16 protein-coding genes are annotated in these 18,003 nt (G+C 45.7%); 4 read left to right on the top strand and 12 right to left on the bottom strand.

What is annotated here, in order from left to right; genetic code table 11:
• Nucleotides 1-19 precede the first annotated feature (19 nt).
• From IEW69_RS02605 to IEW69_RS02615, 3 genes are all read right to left on the bottom strand, one after another.
• Complete coding sequence (locus tag IEW69_RS02605) at nt 20-1,045, bottom strand: alpha/beta fold hydrolase (RefSeq protein WP_188625275.1); 1,026 nt, start codon at nt 1,043-1,045, stop codon at nt 20-22.
• Between the two features lie 144 nt (nt 1,046-1,189).
• On the bottom strand, nt 1,190-3,520 hold the full coding sequence (locus IEW69_RS02610) for a TonB-dependent receptor (protein WP_229663489.1): 2,331 nt from the start codon (nt 3,518-3,520) through the stop codon (nt 1,190-1,192).
• A 53-nt stretch (nt 3,521-3,573) separates the two neighbouring features.
• Nucleotides 3,574-3,879, bottom strand: coding sequence for a hypothetical protein (locus IEW69_RS02615; RefSeq protein ID WP_188625276.1), 306 nt, complete (start codon nt 3,877-3,879; stop codon nt 3,574-3,576).
• Nucleotides 3,880-4,102: 223 nt separating this feature from the next.
• Here IEW69_RS02615 and IEW69_RS02620 point away from each other — a divergent pair, with 223 nt between their 5' ends.
• From IEW69_RS02620 to IEW69_RS02630, 3 genes are all read left to right on the top strand, one after another.
• Entirely contained in the window at nt 4,103-4,756 is a 654-nt protein-coding gene (locus tag IEW69_RS02620; RefSeq protein WP_188625277.1) for a TetR family transcriptional regulator C-terminal domain-containing protein, read from the top strand.
• Between the two features lie 8 nt (nt 4,757-4,764).
• On the top strand, nt 4,765-6,066 hold the full coding sequence (locus IEW69_RS02625; RefSeq protein ID WP_188625278.1) for an ABC1 kinase family protein: 1,302 nt from the start codon (nt 4,765-4,767) through the stop codon (nt 6,064-6,066).
• Between the two features lie 168 nt (nt 6,067-6,234).
• Nucleotides 6,235-6,630: a response regulator transcription factor gene (locus IEW69_RS02630; protein WP_188625279.1), complete on the top strand. Its 396-nt coding sequence runs from the start codon at nt 6,235-6,237 to the stop codon at nt 6,628-6,630.
• Nucleotides 6,631-6,643: 13 nt separating this feature from the next.
• On the opposite strand, the gene ku is transcribed toward IEW69_RS02630, so the two are convergent.
• The 4 genes from ku to pdhA all read right to left on the bottom strand — a co-directional run bounded on the left by ku (nt 6,644) and on the right by pdhA (nt 11,642).
• Complete coding sequence (ku, locus tag IEW69_RS02635; RefSeq protein ID WP_188625280.1) at nt 6,644-7,408, bottom strand: non-homologous end joining protein Ku; 765 nt, start codon at nt 7,406-7,408, stop codon at nt 6,644-6,646.
• Nucleotides 7,409-7,508: 100 nt separating this feature from the next.
• The gene (hisS, locus tag IEW69_RS02640; RefSeq protein ID WP_188625281.1) at nt 7,509-8,903 is read right to left on the bottom strand and encodes a histidine--tRNA ligase; all 1,395 of its coding nucleotides are present in this window, start codon (nt 8,901-8,903) and stop codon (nt 7,509-7,511) included.
• A 73-nt stretch (nt 8,904-8,976) separates the two neighbouring features.
• Nucleotides 8,977-10,617 carry a pyruvate dehydrogenase complex dihydrolipoamide acetyltransferase gene (locus IEW69_RS02645; protein ID WP_188625282.1) on the bottom strand — a complete coding sequence of 547 codons (1,641 nt, stop codon included), beginning with the start codon at nt 10,615-10,617 and terminating at the stop codon, nt 8,977-8,979.
• A 29-nt stretch (nt 10,618-10,646) separates the two neighbouring features.
• Complete coding sequence (pdhA, locus tag IEW69_RS02650) at nt 10,647-11,642, bottom strand: pyruvate dehydrogenase (acetyl-transferring) E1 component subunit alpha (RefSeq protein WP_188625283.1); 996 nt, start codon at nt 11,640-11,642, stop codon at nt 10,647-10,649.
• A 236-nt stretch (nt 11,643-11,878) separates the two neighbouring features.
• Here pdhA and IEW69_RS02655 point away from each other — a divergent pair, with 236 nt between their 5' ends.
• On the top strand, nt 11,879-12,433 hold the full coding sequence (locus tag IEW69_RS02655) for a C40 family peptidase (RefSeq protein WP_188625284.1): 555 nt from the start codon (nt 11,879-11,881) through the stop codon (nt 12,431-12,433).
• Nucleotides 12,434-12,489: 56 nt separating this feature from the next.
• On the opposite strand, the gene IEW69_RS02660 is transcribed toward IEW69_RS02655, so the two are convergent.
• The 5 genes from IEW69_RS02660 to IEW69_RS02680 form a co-directional block, all read right to left on the bottom strand.
• On the bottom strand, nt 12,490-12,675 hold the full coding sequence (locus IEW69_RS02660) for a hypothetical protein (RefSeq protein WP_188625285.1): 186 nt from the start codon (nt 12,673-12,675) through the stop codon (nt 12,490-12,492).
• A gap of 311 nt (nt 12,676-12,986) precedes the next feature.
• Nucleotides 12,987-15,131 carry a carboxy terminal-processing peptidase gene (locus IEW69_RS02665; protein WP_188625286.1) on the bottom strand — a complete coding sequence of 715 codons (2,145 nt, stop codon included), beginning with the start codon at nt 15,129-15,131 and terminating at the stop codon, nt 12,987-12,989.
• A gap of 105 nt (nt 15,132-15,236) precedes the next feature.
• Entirely contained in the window at nt 15,237-15,911 is a 675-nt protein-coding gene (locus tag IEW69_RS02670) for a hypothetical protein (RefSeq protein ID WP_188625287.1), read from the bottom strand.
• Between the two features lie 20 nt (nt 15,912-15,931).
• Complete coding sequence (locus IEW69_RS02675; RefSeq protein WP_188625288.1) at nt 15,932-16,774, bottom strand: isoaspartyl peptidase/L-asparaginase; 843 nt, start codon at nt 16,772-16,774, stop codon at nt 15,932-15,934.
• 83 nt (nt 16,775-16,857) lie between these two features.
• Complete coding sequence (locus IEW69_RS02680) at nt 16,858-17,739, bottom strand: cyanophycinase (protein ID WP_188625289.1); 882 nt, start codon at nt 17,737-17,739, stop codon at nt 16,858-16,860.
• Between the last annotated feature and the right edge of the window lie 264 nt (nt 17,740-18,003).

Genomic DNA, 18,003 nt, shown 5'->3' on the forward strand with positions numbered 1-18,003 from the left:
CTGTACGTTTCTACAAGTTTCAGTTGTTAGAAGCCTCAAGGTTGCCAAGCAGCGCAGCTGCAAATACCTTAGGGATCTCCATATGCGGGATGTGCCCGCAGTTCTCGAATTCTACCAGCTTTGCGCCAGGGATCTGATTGGCGGTAAGCTTACCCAACAGCTTATACTGTCCATGTAGCGCCTGCTGTTCCGGCGTCAGACTTGCCTTACCTACAATCGTCTTATCTTCAAGGCCAATAAAGAGTACGGTTGGCACTTTGAGGTTCCTAAACTCGTAAACCACTGGCTGTTCAATAATCATTGTATAGGTCATGGCAGCGACTTTCGCATACCGTGGGAACTCCTTGCTGTAACTCACCCCACCAGCGATCCGTACGAGCTCATCATACTCCGGCTTCCATTTGGTGAAATAAGAACCTTCGTAGTACTTGCGTACACTTTCAGGCGTAGCCTTTAACTCTGTCTGATACTGCTTTTCCGTATTGCTGTAGGGGATAAACGTGCGGTAATCTTCTAATCCGATCGGATCTTCCAGCAGTAGCTTCTCGGTACGTTCCGGAAACATCAATGCATAGCGGGTGGCCAGCATCCCGCCCATGGAATGTCCAAGCATCACAGCCTTTGAGATGTTCAGGCTTTCCAAGAGGTCCCTGTTCCAGCTGGCCAACTGATGGAAGCTGTAGTGAATGTATGCTTTAGAAGACTTTCCGAAGCCAATCTGGTCGGGCACCACAACGCGAAAGCCAGCCTCCGTAAGCGTCTTGATGACGTTGGTCCAGTAATACCCAGCAAAGTTCTTCCCGTGAAACAACACTACCGTTCTGCCGTTTGCCTTCCTCGCAGGCTGCACATCCATATAAGCCATCTTCAATTGCTGCCCTTCGGCTGAAATTGGAAAGAACTTCACCAGATAGGCATAGTTTACGTTGTCAAGGTTAATGGATATGGAATCCGTTTTTGTAGCAGAAGTGTTGAAGGTTTGCTGCGCAAACGTATTGATGTAGGCTAAAGTCAGCAAAGAAAGGGTTAGCAGTTTTTTGTACATACGGGTTGCAGTTTGGGGCAAGTACTATTTAATATATCGCTACAAAATCTGTACCTGCAACAGAAAGCCCCTCCGGTTTATACCGAAAGGGCTTATAAATTATATGAATGTTCCTGATCAAGTACCTGCTTCCTAGTGGTTTCCCTACTTCCCTGTGGTCACGTTAAATGGAAGTCTGAAACCAAAAGTGATGTTTCTACCCGCATTATAAATCCCGAAAGTGGGATCTTCCTCGCTTAACCGCCCTGGTTTAAAGCGGCTCAAATGATCATAATAAGCTTTATTCAACAGGTTTCTTCCGGCAACATAGATCGTCAGATCTTGCTTTTTGCCAATTCTGAGCGTGGTGCCCACAGCGGCATTCAACAAAGTATACCCCGAGGTTGTCGTTTCAAAAGCATCCACTTTAGACTGCTTAAAGAAGTTATCCAAACCTATGGAAATGTACGAATGTGACGTGCCAGGAACCTTTGGCTCATACCGGAATTCATTACGCAAAGTTGCTGCAGGAATAAAAGGCAGCGACTGCTTCGTGCTGCGATTTGTTGCCCGCGTAAAGGCAAAGGCATTTTCAAAATGGATGAAGCTTACCGGGTGTAAGGTCAGGGAGGCCTCAATACCTCTCAAAAGCGCGTCATTCTGCACAAAGTTGAACACCGGATAAGCTGTGCCGTCCACATCTATGAACTCGCCATTCGAATTGTAGTAGATGTAGTTGTTAATGGAATTCAGGAAGCCACCTACACTTGCACTAAAGTATTCATCACCATACTCAAAAGAAGCGTCAAACTGGTTGCTACGCTCCTGCTTAAGGTTCGGATTACCGACCTCAAACCGGAATGCACCTTCATGCACCCCATTGGATGACAGCTCCGCGATGTTCGGGCCGCGGAAAGCGGTTCCCGCATTGGCTTTTAAACTCAAAGCCTCATTGAATTCATGCGTATAACCCAATGCCGCACTCAGATTGGTAAATTCGTTATTAATGCGCGCAAAAGATACTTCTTCACCCTCAAACGCGTAAGAGTTCAGCTTCCTGTAATCCAGACGGGCGCCAATGTTAAACGTATTCTTCTCCCAGGTTTTTTTCAAAAAGGCAAAGCCGCCGTAAGCCTGACTGTCGAAGTCCGGTATCAACTGTTCTTCTGCACTGGTATTCAAGCTATGGATAAATTCACCGGAAATCCCGAATACGGAAGCCCAGCCATTGGTCTCTTTCAACGTGTATTTAAAATCATAGCTGTATGCGTAGTTGTTCAGGTACAGCGCGGCACCTTCCCCAGCGCTTTCCAACTCCCGACGCTGGTTCTGCTGGTAGCCTATGGTGGAGCGCAGGCTCCCGCTGTTGAACAATATGTTACTATTTAAAGCAAGCTTGTAGTGCCTAACGTCCTGCTTAGGGAAAGCGATGGTGCGGTCACGGTTCTGCGCGTCTGTCGGCACCAGGCCATTTTCATTCACGAGCAGCCCGGCATCGTTACGCCCAGGCTCATAGAAGCCGATGTTGTTTCTGAAGCTGGAGGCATCCAAATGCGCATAACCCCAGTTCTTATTCAGGCCAATCTGCCCCTCAAAGCTGGTTTCGTTAAACCCGGAGTTCGGTACATACTCCGTCGCCGTTTTATAAGAATAAGCATTACGGTAAGAGCCTCTGGCACGGTAAACCAGCCCCTTGTTGTTCCCTTGAAGCATCAGGGAAGTACCACTAAGACCATTATTGGTCGCATAGTTACTCAAAAACTCCCCTCTGATGGTGCCATCTGGTGCAGGTAAAGCATCCAGAATATTGATTACCCCTCCAAGTGCATCCGAGCCATACATCAAACTCGCCGGTCCACGGAGGATCTCGATCCGCTCTGCGCTGTACTGGTCAATTTCAATCCCATGCTCATCGCCCCACTGCTGGCCCTGCTGCTTCACGCCGTTACTCAAGGTCACTACCCGGTTTGCACTTAAACCACGAATCACAGGCTTGGAAATAGCCGGACCAGTAGTAATCTGTGAAACCCCAGGCACCTTAGACAAGGCGTCAATAATATTGGTTGATGGGTTATATAGCAGGTCTTCTTTCGTCACAGTGGCGATGGAAGTACTGTTCTGGCGATTGTCGGAGCTGAAGGCAGAGCCCGTAATCACGATCTCCTTACCCTCAATCACACTTTCTTCCAGCTCAAAGACCAGTGTCGCTGATTTACTAAAGTCAACGGTCCTGGTTAAAGTCTTGTATCCAATGTACCGCACCTGGATCAGGAAGCTGCCCCTTGATGGTGCGGAGCTGATGTTGAATTCCCCATTGGCATCCGTAATCACCGACACCCGGAGATCCGGAATGGAAATGCTCGCCCCGGGCAAGCCAGTCTGGCTATGGGCATCAAGAACTCTACCGGTAAAGTTGATGGTTTCTGCTGCAAAAAGGGTAGTCGCGCTCAAGGATAGCAAGAGCACAACAATATAAAGTTGTATACGCTTAATCATGTTTTTTGAATTGAATTAATGGCCAGCATGGCCCTGAAACTTAAATGGAGGTATTAAGCAGCAGGCGGACCTCTTAGGGAGGTACGGATTAATTCCGCATATAGCGTGGATTCAACAGGTTGATTCTTTAGGTACAACACCGGGCTTTCGTGAAAGCTGAAGAAGTGATGTGAAAGGGTGTAGGTCTTTTCGAAATGCGCAGAACAAACCAGACATTGCTCCGCATGCGAACTGATGTGGACTTTATGATTATCAACAGCTTCATTATCGCAGGTGTAAGTAATCTGCTGGTGGTGGTGAAAAGACGACCATGGCGTAAGCGCAAGAAAAAACACCCACAGCATTGCTGTAGCCAACATTCTCTCGATATGTATGCCTTTCTGGTTCACCTACATGCAAAATTAAACAATTTACCTTTTAAGACGTCCTGATAACGTAACATTCACGATAAGTTAGACACCCACACCATATATCTTAAACAAAGCTGCCACATTATTACGCCAGTATGATGAAGCACAGGGAATTAAACCCAACTTGATAAACCAAGATGCCTAATTTTACGTTTATAAAAATAAAATCCCTATGGTTACAGCGGAGCAAATCAGAAAGGCTTATATCGACTATGTACTTACACATGGTGAAAAGCCGAAGTCCATATACAGTTTTGTTAAAAGCCTCGACATCCAGGAGTCTGAATTTTACGACCACTATGCTTCATTTGAAAGTATAGAGAAAAATACCTGGGCGGAGCTTGTGGCAGAGACCATCGATGCCGTGCAGCAGCAGGCCGTTTGGGTGGAATATTCCTCCAGGGATAAGATCCTCTCCTTTTTCTACAGCTTTACCGAATTGCTGAAAGGTCAACGCAGCTTCATTGTGTACAGCCTGAAAGACAACGGCACAAAGCACTACACCCCTGCCCCACTTTCTGCAGCAAGGGAGCTGTTCGAGCAGTTTGCAGAAACCGTGCTAAGCGAAGGGCTGGAAACCGGCGAGCTTGCCGAGCGGAAGTTCTTCACCAAGCGCTACAAAGATGCGCTATGGGCGCAGTTCGTCTTCATCACCAAGTTCTGGATCAATGACGACAGCACCGGCTTTGAAAAGACCGATGAAGCCATTGAGAAAGGCGTAAATGTGACGTTCGACCTGTTCCAGCGCTCGCCAATCGACAACCTGTTCGAATACGGAAAGTTCCTTTCCCGCAATGGCGCCTTCAAAGAAAAAATGAGATTCTAAAAAACCTGATGAGAGAACAAGATAGTATTCCAACCACCAAAACACAACGTTCTGCTAAATTCGTTAAAACAGGCTTCCAGATTGGCGGCAACTACATCAAACACTACTCTAAAAAGCTGTTTAACCCCGATCTGGACCGTGAGGAACTGAACGAGGACAACGCTACCGATATATACAAATCTCTAAGTGAGCTTAAAGGCAGTGCCTTAAAAATTGCACAAATGCTCAGCATGGACAAAAACGTGCTGCCACGCTCCTACGTGGATAAATTCACACAGTCGCAGTACAATGCGCCACCGCTATCCGGACCGCTGATTGTACGTACCTTCACCAAACAGCTTGGTAAAGCACCGGAAAAGATCTTCGACAAGTTCAACACCAGCTCTACGCATGCCGCATCCATTGGACAGGTCCACGAAGCCATGCTCAACGGTAAAAAGCTGGCCATAAAAATCCAATACCCAGGCGTGGCCGACAGCATCTCTTCAGACCTCAAGCTGGTAAAGCCATTTGCCTTCCGCCTGCTGGGCATGAGCGAAAAGGAGCTGAACATCTATGTTGCAGAAGTTGAAGAGCGACTGCTCGAAGAAACAGACTACGAACTCGAAGTCCGCAGGTCCATACAGTTTTCCGAAGCCTGTAAGAACCTCGACAACATCGTTTTCCCAACCTATTACCCGGAATATTCTGGAAAAAGGATCATCACGATGGACTGGATCGAGGGTAAACACCTGAAAGAATTCCTTAGAACTAACCCCTCCCAGGAGCTTAAAAACAAAATCGGGCAAGCCCTGTGGGACTTCTATAACTTCCAGCAGCACGAACTTCGTGCAGTACATGCAGACCCCCATCCAGGAAACTTCCTGATCACCGAAGATGAAAAGCTCGGCGTCATCGACTTTGGCTGCATCAAAGAACTGCCGGATGATTTCTATGAACCTTTCTTCTCACTGGTTTCCGCCGGGATACTCGATGATAAACAAAAAACTATAGATGCGTTCCGTAAGCTGGACATGATCTTCAAAACAGATACACCTGCACAAGTCGAGTTTTATTATAAAGCTTACCGGGAAATGATCAGTTTATTTGCACGCCCATACCTGGACGATGTCTTTGACTTCAGTCAGCCGGAGTTCTTTGATCAGCTGTATGCTTATGGAGAGAAAATCGCGAAGATGCCCGAGTTTAAGCAGCCACGTGGAGTGAAACACTTCATCTATGTGAACCGCACCAACTTCGGACTGTACACCATACTACAAGAACTGAAGGCCGTAGTGAATACTGGCACATACAAACCGCATGTAAAATAAAAGGTACAATCGCCACAATTGTACCTTTTATTAAACCTAAAAACTATTATTAAGACAGGATTCAGCAGAAAAGGTTTCATTTTACCTGAAATATTAATTTCAGGTATTTTTTTTGTAACCTACTTAGCTTTACCTTGATATATATTTGCAATAAACATCTACGCTGCCTTGAAGAAAACCGATACAAAGTACAAGAACATATTAGTTATTGAAGATAATCATGCCATCCTGGACGTGATTACGCTGATTCTGCAAAGTGAGGCATACAAGGTAAATGGCCTCAGTAAGAGTGCAAATTTCATGGAACATATCGATGCGTTCAACCCAGATCTGATGATCCTGGACATCATGCTCCCGGATGCAGATGGTAGGGTGCTTTTACAGGAATTGCGATTGAATGAAAAAACCAGGCACATCCCGGTACTGATGATCTCTGCGCGCTACACCAAGGAAAACCTGCAGAACGTAGAATTTAAACCAGATGCTTTTGTAGCGAAACCTTTTGATATCGACGACTTACTAGACCGCATCGAAGGCCTGCTCGCAGGGAAAAACTACATGTAAGCCTTAAAAACAGCTAAGCCTTCTTAGACAAACTCTGCATCAGCTGGCTGTACAGGTCTGAACCAGACTCCTCCCTTGGCTTCAGCTTTTTCACCGTCGCACGTTTCCCCTTTGCTTTCGCTTTAATGATGCGCAGCAATTCCTGCGTGTACTCATCTTTAAACGCTTCAATGTTAAACGGAGAGGTGTACTGCTTTATAAGCGCCAGGCCGACGTCCAATTCCTTTTTATTGATCGTATCAAGCGCAGGCACTTTAATCTCCTCAGAAGAGCGGATTTCCTCTGCAAAACGAATCTTGGTTACGGTAAGTACATTGTTCAACGGATGGATCACACACAGGTTCTCCGTATTGCGGAGTACAAAGCGTGCAACGCCTGCTTTCCCCGATTTCTGAAGTGCTTTCAGCAGCAGCGCATAAGCCTTTTTACCCTGGGTTTCAGGCTCTGCAAAATAGGAAGTTTCGTAATAGATGGGATTAATCTCTTCAATGCCGACGAAGTTCTCCAGCTCGATCATCTTGGTCTTCTCCGGACTGGCCTCTTCAAAGTCGTGCTTATCCAGTATGATGTACTTATCATCCAGCTTGTACCCCTTCACGATCTTATCGAACTCCACCACCTTCTGCGTGTTCTCATTAATCCGCTGAAACTTGATGTGTGATTGATCCTTGGCATCAAGCATATCCAGATCAAGACCGCTGTTTTGCACGGCAGAGTAAAGCTTGATCGGTATGTTTACCAATCCAAACCCAATCGAACCTTTCCATATTGATCTCATTGCTTCCTGCTTTTTGTAGCATGATAACAATGCGGGCAAAGAAATTGTTTATGGCGCGCCCAGCTTGCAAGTGTACAGCAGGCTTAAAGCCAGATACTACCTACAATGCGCTTTCGGTAAGCATGTCGATGATGGCATCAATGCCAAGCTTCTCCTGCACCCCGCTCTTCATATCCTTCAGGGTCAGCAGTCCGCTTTCCATTTCGTCACTACCGATCAGAATTACATAAGGGATGTGCTTATCATCCGCATAGGACATCTGTTTCTTCAGCTTTGCCGAAGCCGGGTACAGCTCTGCAGAAATCTCTGCCTGGCGCAAAGCCTGCAGCAAAGGCAAGGCATAAGCTTCAGCCGTAGCATCAAAATTGCTGATCAACACCTTAGTGCCTGCAGATGCAGATTCCGGGAATAAGTCAAGCTCCAATAAAACATCATAGATGCGGTCCGCACCGAAAGAAACACCAACACCAGTCAGCCCCTTCAGGCCGAACATGCCAGTCAGGTCGTCGTAACGGCCACCGCCGCCAATGCTGCCCATGGCAACCTCATTGGTCTTCACCTCGAAGATACAGCCGGTATAATAATTTAAGCCTCTGGCCAAAGTAATATCAAGCTCCAGTTGCATTGCAGCACGAAGCTCTGAACCTGCTAACGAAGCAACATAGTTAAACACGGTTTCAATCTCTGAGATCCCTTTCAAGCCAGCTTCAGAACTCGCCAGCACCTGCTTCAGCTGTGCAAGCTTTTCTTCATTGCTGCCTTCCAATAAGATTACCGGTTTAAGCACCTCAATGTCCGCGTCGGTAAATCCTTTTGAAAGTAGTTCTTTGGTCACCCCCTCAAAGCCGATCTTGTCCAGCTTATCAATGGCAACGGTCATATCAATGATCAACTCCGGCTTGCCGATGATCTCCGCAATACCGGTCAGGATTTTACGGTTGTTGATCTTAATGCTGAAATCGCTAAGTCCGAGATTGCTCAGCGCCTCCTGATAGATCAATACAAACTCCGCTTCATTCAGCAGGCTTTCTGACCCAACCACATCCACATCACACTGGTAAAACTCGCGATAGCGACCTTTCTGCGGCCGGTCTGCGCGCCATACCGGCTGCACCTGAAAACGCTTAAATGGCAGTGTAATCTCATTCTGGTGCATCACCACGTAACGTGCGAAGGGCACGGTAAGATCATAACGCAGGGCCTTCTCACTAATCGACGCGATCATGCCATTGGAGTTCCTGCTTTCCAGAAGTTCTGGGTTAACCTTCGACAGGTAATCCCCGCTGTTCAGGATTTTAAAGATCAGCTTGTCGCCCTCATCGCCGTACTTGCCGGTCAGCGTGCTCAGGTTCTCCATTGATGGTGTCTGGATTTCTGCGTAACCATACTTCCTGAACACCTTTTTAATCGTGTCATAGATATAATTACGCTTCACCATTTCAATCGGAGAGAAGTCGCGGGTACCTTTAGCTAAAGAGGGCTTGATGTTTGACATAGCCGCAAAAGTACAAAAACTAAAAGGCATAAAAAAAGCTGCCGAAGCAGCTTTTAAGTATTTAGTATGCTGGTTAAACCAATAAACGAACTGGTTCTTCCAATAAAGCTTTAACTGTTTGAAGGAATGCAGCACCTGTAGCGCCATCCACAACGCGGTGGTCACAGCTTAACGTTACTTTCATCACGTTTCCTGGAACAACTGCACCGTTTTTAACAACAGGCACCTGAGAGATACCACCAATTGCAAGGATACATGCATCAGGTGGGTTGATGATTGCAGTAAACTCATCAATACCAAACATACCTAAGTTAGAAATGGTAAATGTAGAGCCTTCCCAATCCGATGGCTGTAGTTTCTTCGCTTTTGCACGTTGTGCGAAATCTTTAACCTCTGCAGAGATGCGGGATAGAGATTTACCATCAGCAAAACGAACTACTGGTACCAGTAACCCATCTTCAACAGCCACAGCAACACCAATATTTACATGCTCATTGTAACGGATCTTATCACCTAACCATGAAGAGTTAACTGCAGGGTGTTGTTTTAAAGCAACTGCAACTGCTTTTAATACCAGGTCATTGAAAGATACTTTCGCAGCAGCAAACTCATTGATTTTCGTACGCGCAGCAATTGCACTGTCCATATCGATAGACATGGTTAAGTAGAAATGCGGTGCGGTGAACAAGCTTTCAGAAAGACGTTTGGCAATAACCTTACGCATCTGTGTAACTGGTTTCTCCGTGAATTTCTCTTCGCCAGTGTACTGAGGAAGTGGAGCAGCAGCTTTTTCGGTCTCTTTAGCCGGTGCAGACGCATCTGTAGATGCAGCGGCAGCTGGTTTAAAGTTCTCGATATCTTTTTTAATGATCCTTCCACCGTCTGCAGAACCTGCAACTTGTGAAAGGTCAATGCCTTTTTCTTTAGCAATGCGTTTTGCCAGTGGTGAAGCTTTCACGCGGCCACCTTCTGAGGAAGCACTTTCGGTACTTGCCGCAGCAGGAGTCTCTTCTGCTTTTGATTCAGCTGGTGCAGCAGCTTCCTGCGCCGGAGCAGCAGGTGCGTCACCCTGATTAAGGATGCCACTGATGTCGGTACCTTCAGGACCAACAATCGCGATGATGCCGTTTACCTTTGCAGCTGCGCCTTTTTCTACACCGATGTGCAGTAAGGTACCAGATGCATAACCCATAACTTCCATTGTTGCCTTATCGGTTTCAACATCAGCAAGGATATCATCATCTTTTACTTTATCACCAACTTTTTTATGCCATTCAGCGATAACGCCTTCAGTCATGGTATCGCTTAACAATGGCATTCTTACCACCGTTACGCCCATTTTCTCCAGGTCAGCATCTGTAACTGCAGGTGCCGAAGCCGCTGCAGGCGCAGCATCAGATTTACTTTCCGCAGCCGGAGCAGCAGGTGCCGATGCAGGTGCAGCGTCAGCTTCTAGCAAAGCTTTGTAGTCTTCACCTTCTTTTCCTACTACTGCGATTACCGCATCAACAGGAACAGCTTTACCTTCTTCAACACCAATATATAAAACAGTTCCGTCCCAATATGATTCAAGATCCATGGTCGCCTTATCGGTTTCCACTTCGGCCATAACATCGCCGCTTTTAATTTTATCGCCAACTTTTACATGCCACTTCGCCATCACCCCTTCGGTCATGGTATCGCTCATTTTGGGCATTTTAACTACTTCAGCCATTCTATATTATAAATTGAAAACTGTTTAACTTAATCTACTACGTAAGGATAGTCGGTCTGAACATAAACGTCAGTGAATAGCTCAGAAGCTTCAGGCCATGGCGACTCTTCAGCGAATTTTACTGAATCATCAACAATCTCTTTCACTTTCTCTTCAATGCTTTCAATCCAAGCCTGATCAGCATATTTCTCTTTCAGGATCACCTCACGTACGATCTCAATTGGATCTTTAGCTTTGTAATCTTCTAATTCCTCTTTAGTACGGTATTTAGCCGGGTCGGACATCGAGTGACCACGGTAGCGGTAAGTACGCATTTCAAGGAAAGTCGGACCTTCACCGTTACGTGCACGTTGCGCAGCTTCATCCATTGCATTGTGAACCGCAACAGGATCCATACCATCTACGGGTGCACATGGCATGTCAAATCCTAAACCGATTTTATAGATATCTGTCATGTTTGTGGTCCGTTGTACGGAAGTACCCATGGCGTAACCATTGTTTTCGCAAACGAAGATTACAGGTAATTTCCACAACATGGCCATGTTAAATGCTTCGTTTAAAGCACCCTGACGAACCGCGCCGTCACCCATGTAGCAAACATTAACATTTTTAGTTCCTTTATATTTTTCTGCAAACGCAATACCGGCACCTAGTGGAATCTGACCACCAACGATACCGTGTCCGCCATAAAAGTTATGTTCTTTACTGAACATGTGCATGGAACCACCTTTTCCTTTAGAGCAACCAGTAGCTTTACCATACATTTCAGCCATGATACTTCTTGCACTTACACCTTTGGCCAACGCATGTGCGTGGTCGCGGTAAGCAGTAATCATAGAATCTTCAGGTTGTAAGGCAGAAATAGCACCCGCAACAACGGCTTCCTGTCCAATATATAGGTGGCAGAATCCACGGATTTTTTGTTGTCCGTAAAGTTGCCCTGTTTTTTCTTCGAATTTGCGCATCAGCAACATCGACTCAAACCACTTCAGATAGGTATCTTTATTAATTTCTACTGCACTCATTTTTGGGGTCTTGATTGTTTTTTACGAGAGCAAATCTACTTTTTTATTGTAATATATCGAAAGAATTGATGTAAATTACACAGTAAGGTTACAAGACGAAGGCCCTTAAATGGAGTTTTATTTAATGACATTTGGATTAACTAAGTTTAATCCCTAGTTTTGGATGTCGAACAATAAGCCATATAACTGGTGTACGTTTAAGTGTAAGTACCTTTTACCCAAACTTATAGTATAACATGATTAAAAAGTTTTTGTTTTCTACGCTGATTGCGCTGTGCAGCATCTCCGCCGTAAATGCCCAATCTAAAGTAAAAGAAACCAACAAATTAGAAGACCCGGACAACCTTGCTTCACAGTACTTTTCGCAGGTTATGGGCGTTGCCGTTGATGCAACTTCGAACTTAAAACTATACAAATTTATATATGAATGGATTGGAACACCTTACCGTTTTGGTGGTAACACACAAAAAGGTATAGACTGCTCCGCTTTCACCAAAGCCATATATGATAAAGTATTCAATACCACCATCCTCCGCAATTCAAGAGACATCTTCAGCATGGTTAATCCTTTGCCTAAAGACGAACTTAAAGAAGGAGACCTGGTATTCTTCAAAATCAAAAGCAGAAGCATTACCCACATCGGGATCTATCTTGGCGATAACCGCTTCGCACATGCTTCATCATCCAGAGGTGTTGTAATCAGTAACCTGAACGAACCTTATTATTCCCGCTACTTCTATAAAGGCGGCCGGATACTGGACTCTGTTAAAGATGAGCTGATCGAAGAATAAGAACCTCAAAAGCATTTTAAAGCCGATTGTTTACACAATCGGCTTTTTTTATGTCCTTATGCCTCGTCCTTCGTGTTCTTTACCAGGCCAATACCCGAGAAGAAGAAAATGATACCAATGATACCATAAACGATCAACTGGCGTGTCGCCGGATCTTTCTGGGTATAGCCATAACCCGCATAGATTAAACCAATAATACCAAGGATAGTGAGGACAGTTCCAAAAGTGCGTTTTACGTTCATAACATATATTTTACAGTAATATGCAATATCTATGCCGTATATATCCCAGACTTGTTACATAGCTTCAAGGTTTACCGCAGTGTATACCGCGCTTACATCCGTTAACGGTTTACATACTTAAGCTTTAGGGACAAACCCATACAAAGGCCAGATCAAACGCACAGCAAACCCACGTTTTCGTGGGTCTTGTGTGCGTGTGGTGTGCGTTTGCTGTGCGTGTGCTGTGCGCTTGACCCGAACGCATGCCGGGCACAAAAAAACGGCTTTACCTGTTCAGGTAAAGCCGTCGTTTTAAAGTTTTATGTACTTGCCTAAGCTTTCTTCATTTCAATCATATCTACAATCACCTTCAGGCTCTCGTCTTCAATGAAATCGTAGGTCTCTTCTTTCTTCACCTTCTCGCCTTTTTTAAGCGGCGCTAAGCCTCTTGAAGTTCTGATCAGGTTGGTACGCTCCAGCGACTTCGCCTCCAGGCTGTCTCTTTCTGCTTTAAGCTTCGCCTGATTCAGGATAATGGAAGTTTCCTTATCACGTTTCTGCATGTCTTCGATATCCTGTACAAGAAGCTTGTAATCCGTTGATTTCTCCATGCGTGCTTTGTGACGGTTAACCAGCTCCGTTTTCAATGGCGATAGGTCCGCAACAGGGTTGAAGTTAGAACGTGGAATAACATCCCATGGCAATGCAGATTTTTCGGTGTCCTCACCAATCTTATCCAGTGGATAGATGGATGGGAAAACGATATCCGGCATTACACCTTTGTGCTGTGTACTGCTACCATTCACCCGGTAGAACTTCGCCATGGTCAGGTTAATCTGACCAAGTTGTGGCGCTTCCGGCGCTGTCTCACCTTTAACCACTGCCGTCTTGTTGATCAGGCTGGCCAAACGTTGCAGCATAGAAGGATTTAACAGCTTGTTCAGGTCTATGGATGATTGTACCGTACCCTTACCATAAGTCTGGGTGCCTAAGATGATACCGCGGCCGTAGTCTTGAATGGCACCTGCAAAGATCTCCGATGCAGAAGCACTTAAACGATCTACCATTACTGCGAATGGTCCATCCCATGAAACACCTGGATTGGTATCCTGTGAAACGTCTATACGGCCTCTCATATCTTTAACCTGCACCACTGGGCCACGGTCAATGAAGAGACCAGTAAGGTCAATCGCTTCTACCAATGAACCACCGCCATTTGAACGCAGGTCCATCATGATGGCATCTACTTTATCTCTGCTTTTCAGACTGTCGATTAGCAAGCGTACATCACGGGTGGTGCTTTTGTAGTTCTTGTCACCAGCACTTGCCGCTTTAAAATCCGCATAGAAAGCAGGAACGGTGATGATCCCGATTTTGTATGCTTTTCCATTCGACTGTATGGTCTTAACGGACTTTTTAGCCGACTGTTCTTCCATCACGATCTTCTCCCTTACAAGGGCAATGATAACCGGTTTAGAAGAAAGGTCCTGACCTGCAGGGATAACTTTCAGCCTTACTGTTGTACCTCTCGGGCCTTTGATCTTAGAAACAGAGTTGTCTATTCTCCAGCCGATAATGTCTTCAAACTCCTTGTTGCCTTGTGCAACAGCTACGATACGGTCGCCTGCATTCAGCTGTTTGCTTTTGAAAGCCGGACCGCCGGGGATAACTTCTGAAATCTTAACCACTTCATTTTCGACCATCAGTCTTGCACCGATCCCGTCGAAAGATCTCGCCATGTCTTCATTGAAGGCTGTAGCATTGGTTGGGTTGAAGTAGTTGGTATGTGGGTCGATGCTTTCGGTAAAGGCGTCCATTAGCGTTTGGAACACATCCTGGTTGTTTACCTTGGCAACTTGCGACTTCTGGCTCTGGTACCTTTTGGTAAGTGTTTCAATGTTCTTGGCTTCTGAAGTACCTGCGATCTGCAGGTTGATCATCTCATATTTCAGACGCTTCTGCCAAATCTCGTTCAATGACGTACGGGAAGCCGCCCAAGGTAGCTTTTCGCGGTCATACACATATTTGTCGTTGGTATTTAAATCGAATTTGGTCTTTACATTCTGAAGTGAAAATGCGATCCACTCATTGTATCTTTTCAAATAAACATTAAAGATGTAGAAAGGCGCACTCAGGTCACCGTTTCTTAAATCGTCATCCAGGCTGTTTCTGAACTGCTCAAATTCCTTGATATCCGATGCCAGGAAGTAGTACTTAGAAGGATCCAACGCTTTGATGTAGCGATCCAGGATCACGGAAGAAATGGAATCGTTAAGTTGGATTTTCTTATAGTTGTAATTTTCGATGAGCGTAACAACCTCTTTGGCAACCAGGCTCTGCTGCTCATCAGGCTTTATATTGGCAATCCCATCTACCAGCTGTTGCGGCTTGGGGGCGGCACTACAGGCCAGCACTGCAGCGGTAAAAGTGACCAGTAATATTCTTCTAAGCATCTGTTTAAATAATTTAAATTCCATTTGTGTTTACAGGTATCCAATATGATACCAATTTATTTAATAAACAAAAAAGAGACAGTAATAATACGTCTCTTTTCTGTAAAGATTGTTTAAGTAAATGGAAGCTTATTTTTTGAGGTTCTGCCCGTCAGCAATGGCTTTTCTGGCGTCGCTGATCTGGGTAGAAAAGTCGGTGTAGTTGTTGGACCTCGCCAGTGTTTCTGCACGGTTAAGGTCATAGTTCGCGAGGTTGAATTCCTGCTTTTTAATCTTCACCCTGGCTACGCCAAGCAGTGAGGAGATGTATGCGTTCTGATTGCTGAGACGTTGTGCAAGAATCCCCTGCTGTGTAGAAAACCAAAGCGCTTCTGTAAGCTTATCTGCTGCAAGATAGATCTTGGCCAGCTGCTGGTAGGCGTTCATCTCTCCGGTGATGTTTCCCGCTTTGGAATAGTTCATCAGTGCACCCTGCAGCACGAGCTTTTCGGCTACAGAGAAGTTATTCATCAGCATGTGCACGTTACTTAAGCGAAGCAAGGCGGCGCTGTATTGTGCGTTTCTGCGGGAAAGGTTAAAGCCATTAGCGGCTTTGTCGTACAAAGCCAGGGCGACTTTAAGATCGCCTTTGCGTTCATTCTGATCGGCTTCGTAGAAGTAATCGTCCGCATTCAGCGCCAAAGGATTGTAATAGGTAATGGTAATGGGGCCACCAGGTACCGGGCGGGACATGGTGATATCAGGTATCTGTGCCTTTACATTAACAGCAAGGAACAGCAAAATAACCAGGGAGAGTTTTTGCATGGTACAAAGATAGCAACAATTTAGTTAAACACCTGTAAACGACCATCAAATGACGCCCATACCATATAAGGATGAGAATCGGTGTGGTACATTTCACCGGTGCTGCTGATGGCGATTACGCCGGCAAAACCATCAAATTGCTTCAGCTCCTGAAAGGACTTGTCTGTTGCCTGCTGCAGTGTCATGCCATCTGTTACGCGGGTTACGATCTTCAGGGCGAGGCCAACATTCACGATATCTTCACCTACGCCGGTACAGGATACGCCTGCATCCGCATTGGCATAGTTGCCCGCAACGGTTGCAGAATCGCTGACGCGGCAGGGTATCTCGAAGCCTTTACCACCAGTTGATGTAGCGGCGGCGATGTTACCATCGGCATCCATGGCCACGCAGCCGACGGTACCTTTATTGTTTTGCTGGTTGCGTTTTTCTTCAAACTCCTGCTGCCGTTCGGTCGTGATGGGGTTATAAGCCTCAAAGCCATGTTTACGCGCATAACCCAATGCACCTGGTCCGCTTAATACCCTGTCCTCTTCTTCCAGCAGTTTTACGGCAACCATGATCGGGTTGCGGACATCCTCGATGTTGATGACCCCACTGAACTTAAGCGATTTGCCATCCATCAGGGATGCGCTCATACGCAGCTTGCCATCGCTCTGGATCTGACCGCCTGTGCCTGCATTAAAAAGGGTATTGTCTTCAAGCAAGCTAACGACGTAGCTTGCGGTTTGTAGCGCCGTATGGGTTTTCAGGTAGTCATAACCCGCGGTTACAATGTCTGATAAAGCCTGTTGTTTGGCTTTTTTGGTTTCTTCACTTGAACTCGACTCACTAAAGAAGCCGCCATGTATAATCAGTTTCATGCGCTGGAAAGATGTTTTATGTTAAAGGAAGAGGATACGAAGCACCCTGACGCTTTTCGACCTGGCTGTTAACCAATAATGCCTTAAAATCCGGATTCCGGAATGGATTTAAGGTGATGGATTTTAAGCTGGTGTGATTTCAAATCATACACATCACCGTCGCACATCACATGCACGATCATGTTGTTGATGGAAACCGGTTGCCCCATCTGCACATCCGTTAAATTGGTGTCCGACATCTTCCGGCCATCCACCAGAATTACCATGCCAGATCCGATCGCTTCCATGCGGGTACCCTTACTAATGAATAATCCAGTATCTTCCCCCAGTCCGATACCGAGAATACCGGGGTTACTTGCCGCAGCATATAGTAAGCGGCCGATGCGGCCACGTTGTACGAAATGGGTATCTACGATGACGCCATCGATAAAACCCAGTCCGCCGGTAATTTTTACTTCACCCTTCAGCAGCGCGTCTTTACTGCTGCCCTGGTATATCATATTTTTGGAACTTGCAGCAGCACCGGCTGATGTACCGGCAATGACCACCTGCTCCTGCTGGTATTTTTCTAACAACACATCATGGAACATCGTTCCCCCGAAGATGGAGGATAAGCGCAGCTGATCACCACCCGTGAAGATGATCACTTCAGCAGCGCGAAGTCGATCGACAAACTCCACATCATTTGCCTGCTCACGACTGGAGATGTTTAGTACGCCAACATTGAGTACGTCCAGGTGTGCAAAAGCTTTAACGTACTCTTCACCAACGCGATCCGGAATTAAAGAAGCTGTGGTTATGATCTCAAATCTGGAAAGATTATCTTTAATAGATTCGGTAGTTATACGTTTTAAGATGCCCCGCTCGAAGAAGTTCATGTTATCTGCCAAGCCGAAGGTAGATTCTGTGAAACTTCCTGTATTTATTGCGCCGCCAATTATTATTAATTTGCCTTTTGGAGCCATTTAGATACTTTTTACTAGAACAAAGTTCAAATATATGGCCATTATGGCTAAAAATCAGGTTTTTACCGAAAGTTTTCAGGTAAAAACCTAAATCTACACTACCTAACGATAATTATTTTAGCGAATAGATAAGGATAATTAAGGTGCTGCACGAAAACTAAAGCAGCATCTATATAGTTTATATTTAGCCGAACATTTACCTTATTATGTTATTTTTACGACCTGCATCCCGACTTACCGAATCAACCCAGTAATACGCCATCA

The organism is Pedobacter quisquiliarum, assembly GCF_014642175.1.
Lineage (GTDB): Bacteria > Bacteroidota > Bacteroidia > Sphingobacteriales > Sphingobacteriaceae > Pedobacter > Pedobacter quisquiliarum.

What these genes read in the sequence shown, in the direction of transcription:
- IEW69_RS02645 (WP_188625282.1), bottom strand. Translation starts at nt 10,617, where the DNA reads ATGGCTGAAGTAGTTAAAATGCCCAAAATGAGCGATACCATGACCGAA.
- IEW69_RS02655 (WP_188625284.1), top strand. Translation starts at nt 11,879, where the DNA reads ATGATTAAAAAGTTTTTGTTTTCTACGCTGATTGCGCTGTGCAGCATC.
- IEW69_RS02625 (WP_188625278.1), top strand. Translation starts at nt 4,765, where the DNA reads ATGAGAGAACAAGATAGTATTCCAACCACCAAAACACAACGTTCTGCT.
- IEW69_RS02675 (WP_188625288.1), bottom strand. Translation starts at nt 16,774, where the DNA reads ATGAAACTGATTATACATGGCGGCTTCTTTAGTGAGTCGAGTTCAAGT.
- IEW69_RS02615 (WP_188625276.1), bottom strand. Translation starts at nt 3,879, where the DNA reads ATGTTGGCTACAGCAATGCTGTGGGTGTTTTTTCTTGCGCTTACGCCA.
- IEW69_RS02670 (WP_188625287.1), bottom strand. Translation starts at nt 15,911, where the DNA reads ATGCAAAAACTCTCCCTGGTTATTTTGCTGTTCCTTGCTGTTAATGTA.
- IEW69_RS02620 (WP_188625277.1), top strand. Translation starts at nt 4,103, where the DNA reads ATGGTTACAGCGGAGCAAATCAGAAAGGCTTATATCGACTATGTACTT.
- pdhA (WP_188625283.1), bottom strand. Translation starts at nt 11,642, where the DNA reads ATGAGTGCAGTAGAAATTAATAAAGATACCTATCTGAAGTGGTTTGAG.
- IEW69_RS02665 (WP_188625286.1), bottom strand. Translation starts at nt 15,131, where the DNA reads ATGGAATTTAAATTATTTAAACAGATGCTTAGAAGAATATTACTGGTC.
- IEW69_RS02610 (WP_229663489.1), bottom strand. Translation starts at nt 3,520, where the DNA reads ATGATTAAGCGTATACAACTTTATATTGTTGTGCTCTTGCTATCCTTG.
- hisS (WP_188625281.1), bottom strand. Translation starts at nt 8,903, where the DNA reads ATGTCAAACATCAAGCCCTCTTTAGCTAAAGGTACCCGCGACTTCTCT.
- IEW69_RS02660 (WP_188625285.1), bottom strand. Translation starts at nt 12,675, where the DNA reads ATGAACGTAAAACGCACTTTTGGAACTGTCCTCACTATCCTTGGTATT.
- ku (WP_188625280.1), bottom strand. Translation starts at nt 7,408, where the DNA reads ATGAGATCAATATGGAAAGGTTCGATTGGGTTTGGATTGGTAAACATA.
- IEW69_RS02605 (WP_188625275.1), bottom strand. Translation starts at nt 1,045, where the DNA reads ATGTACAAAAAACTGCTAACCCTTTCTTTGCTGACTTTAGCCTACATC.
- IEW69_RS02680 (WP_188625289.1), bottom strand. Translation starts at nt 17,739, where the DNA reads ATGGCTCCAAAAGGCAAATTAATAATAATTGGCGGCGCAATAAATACA.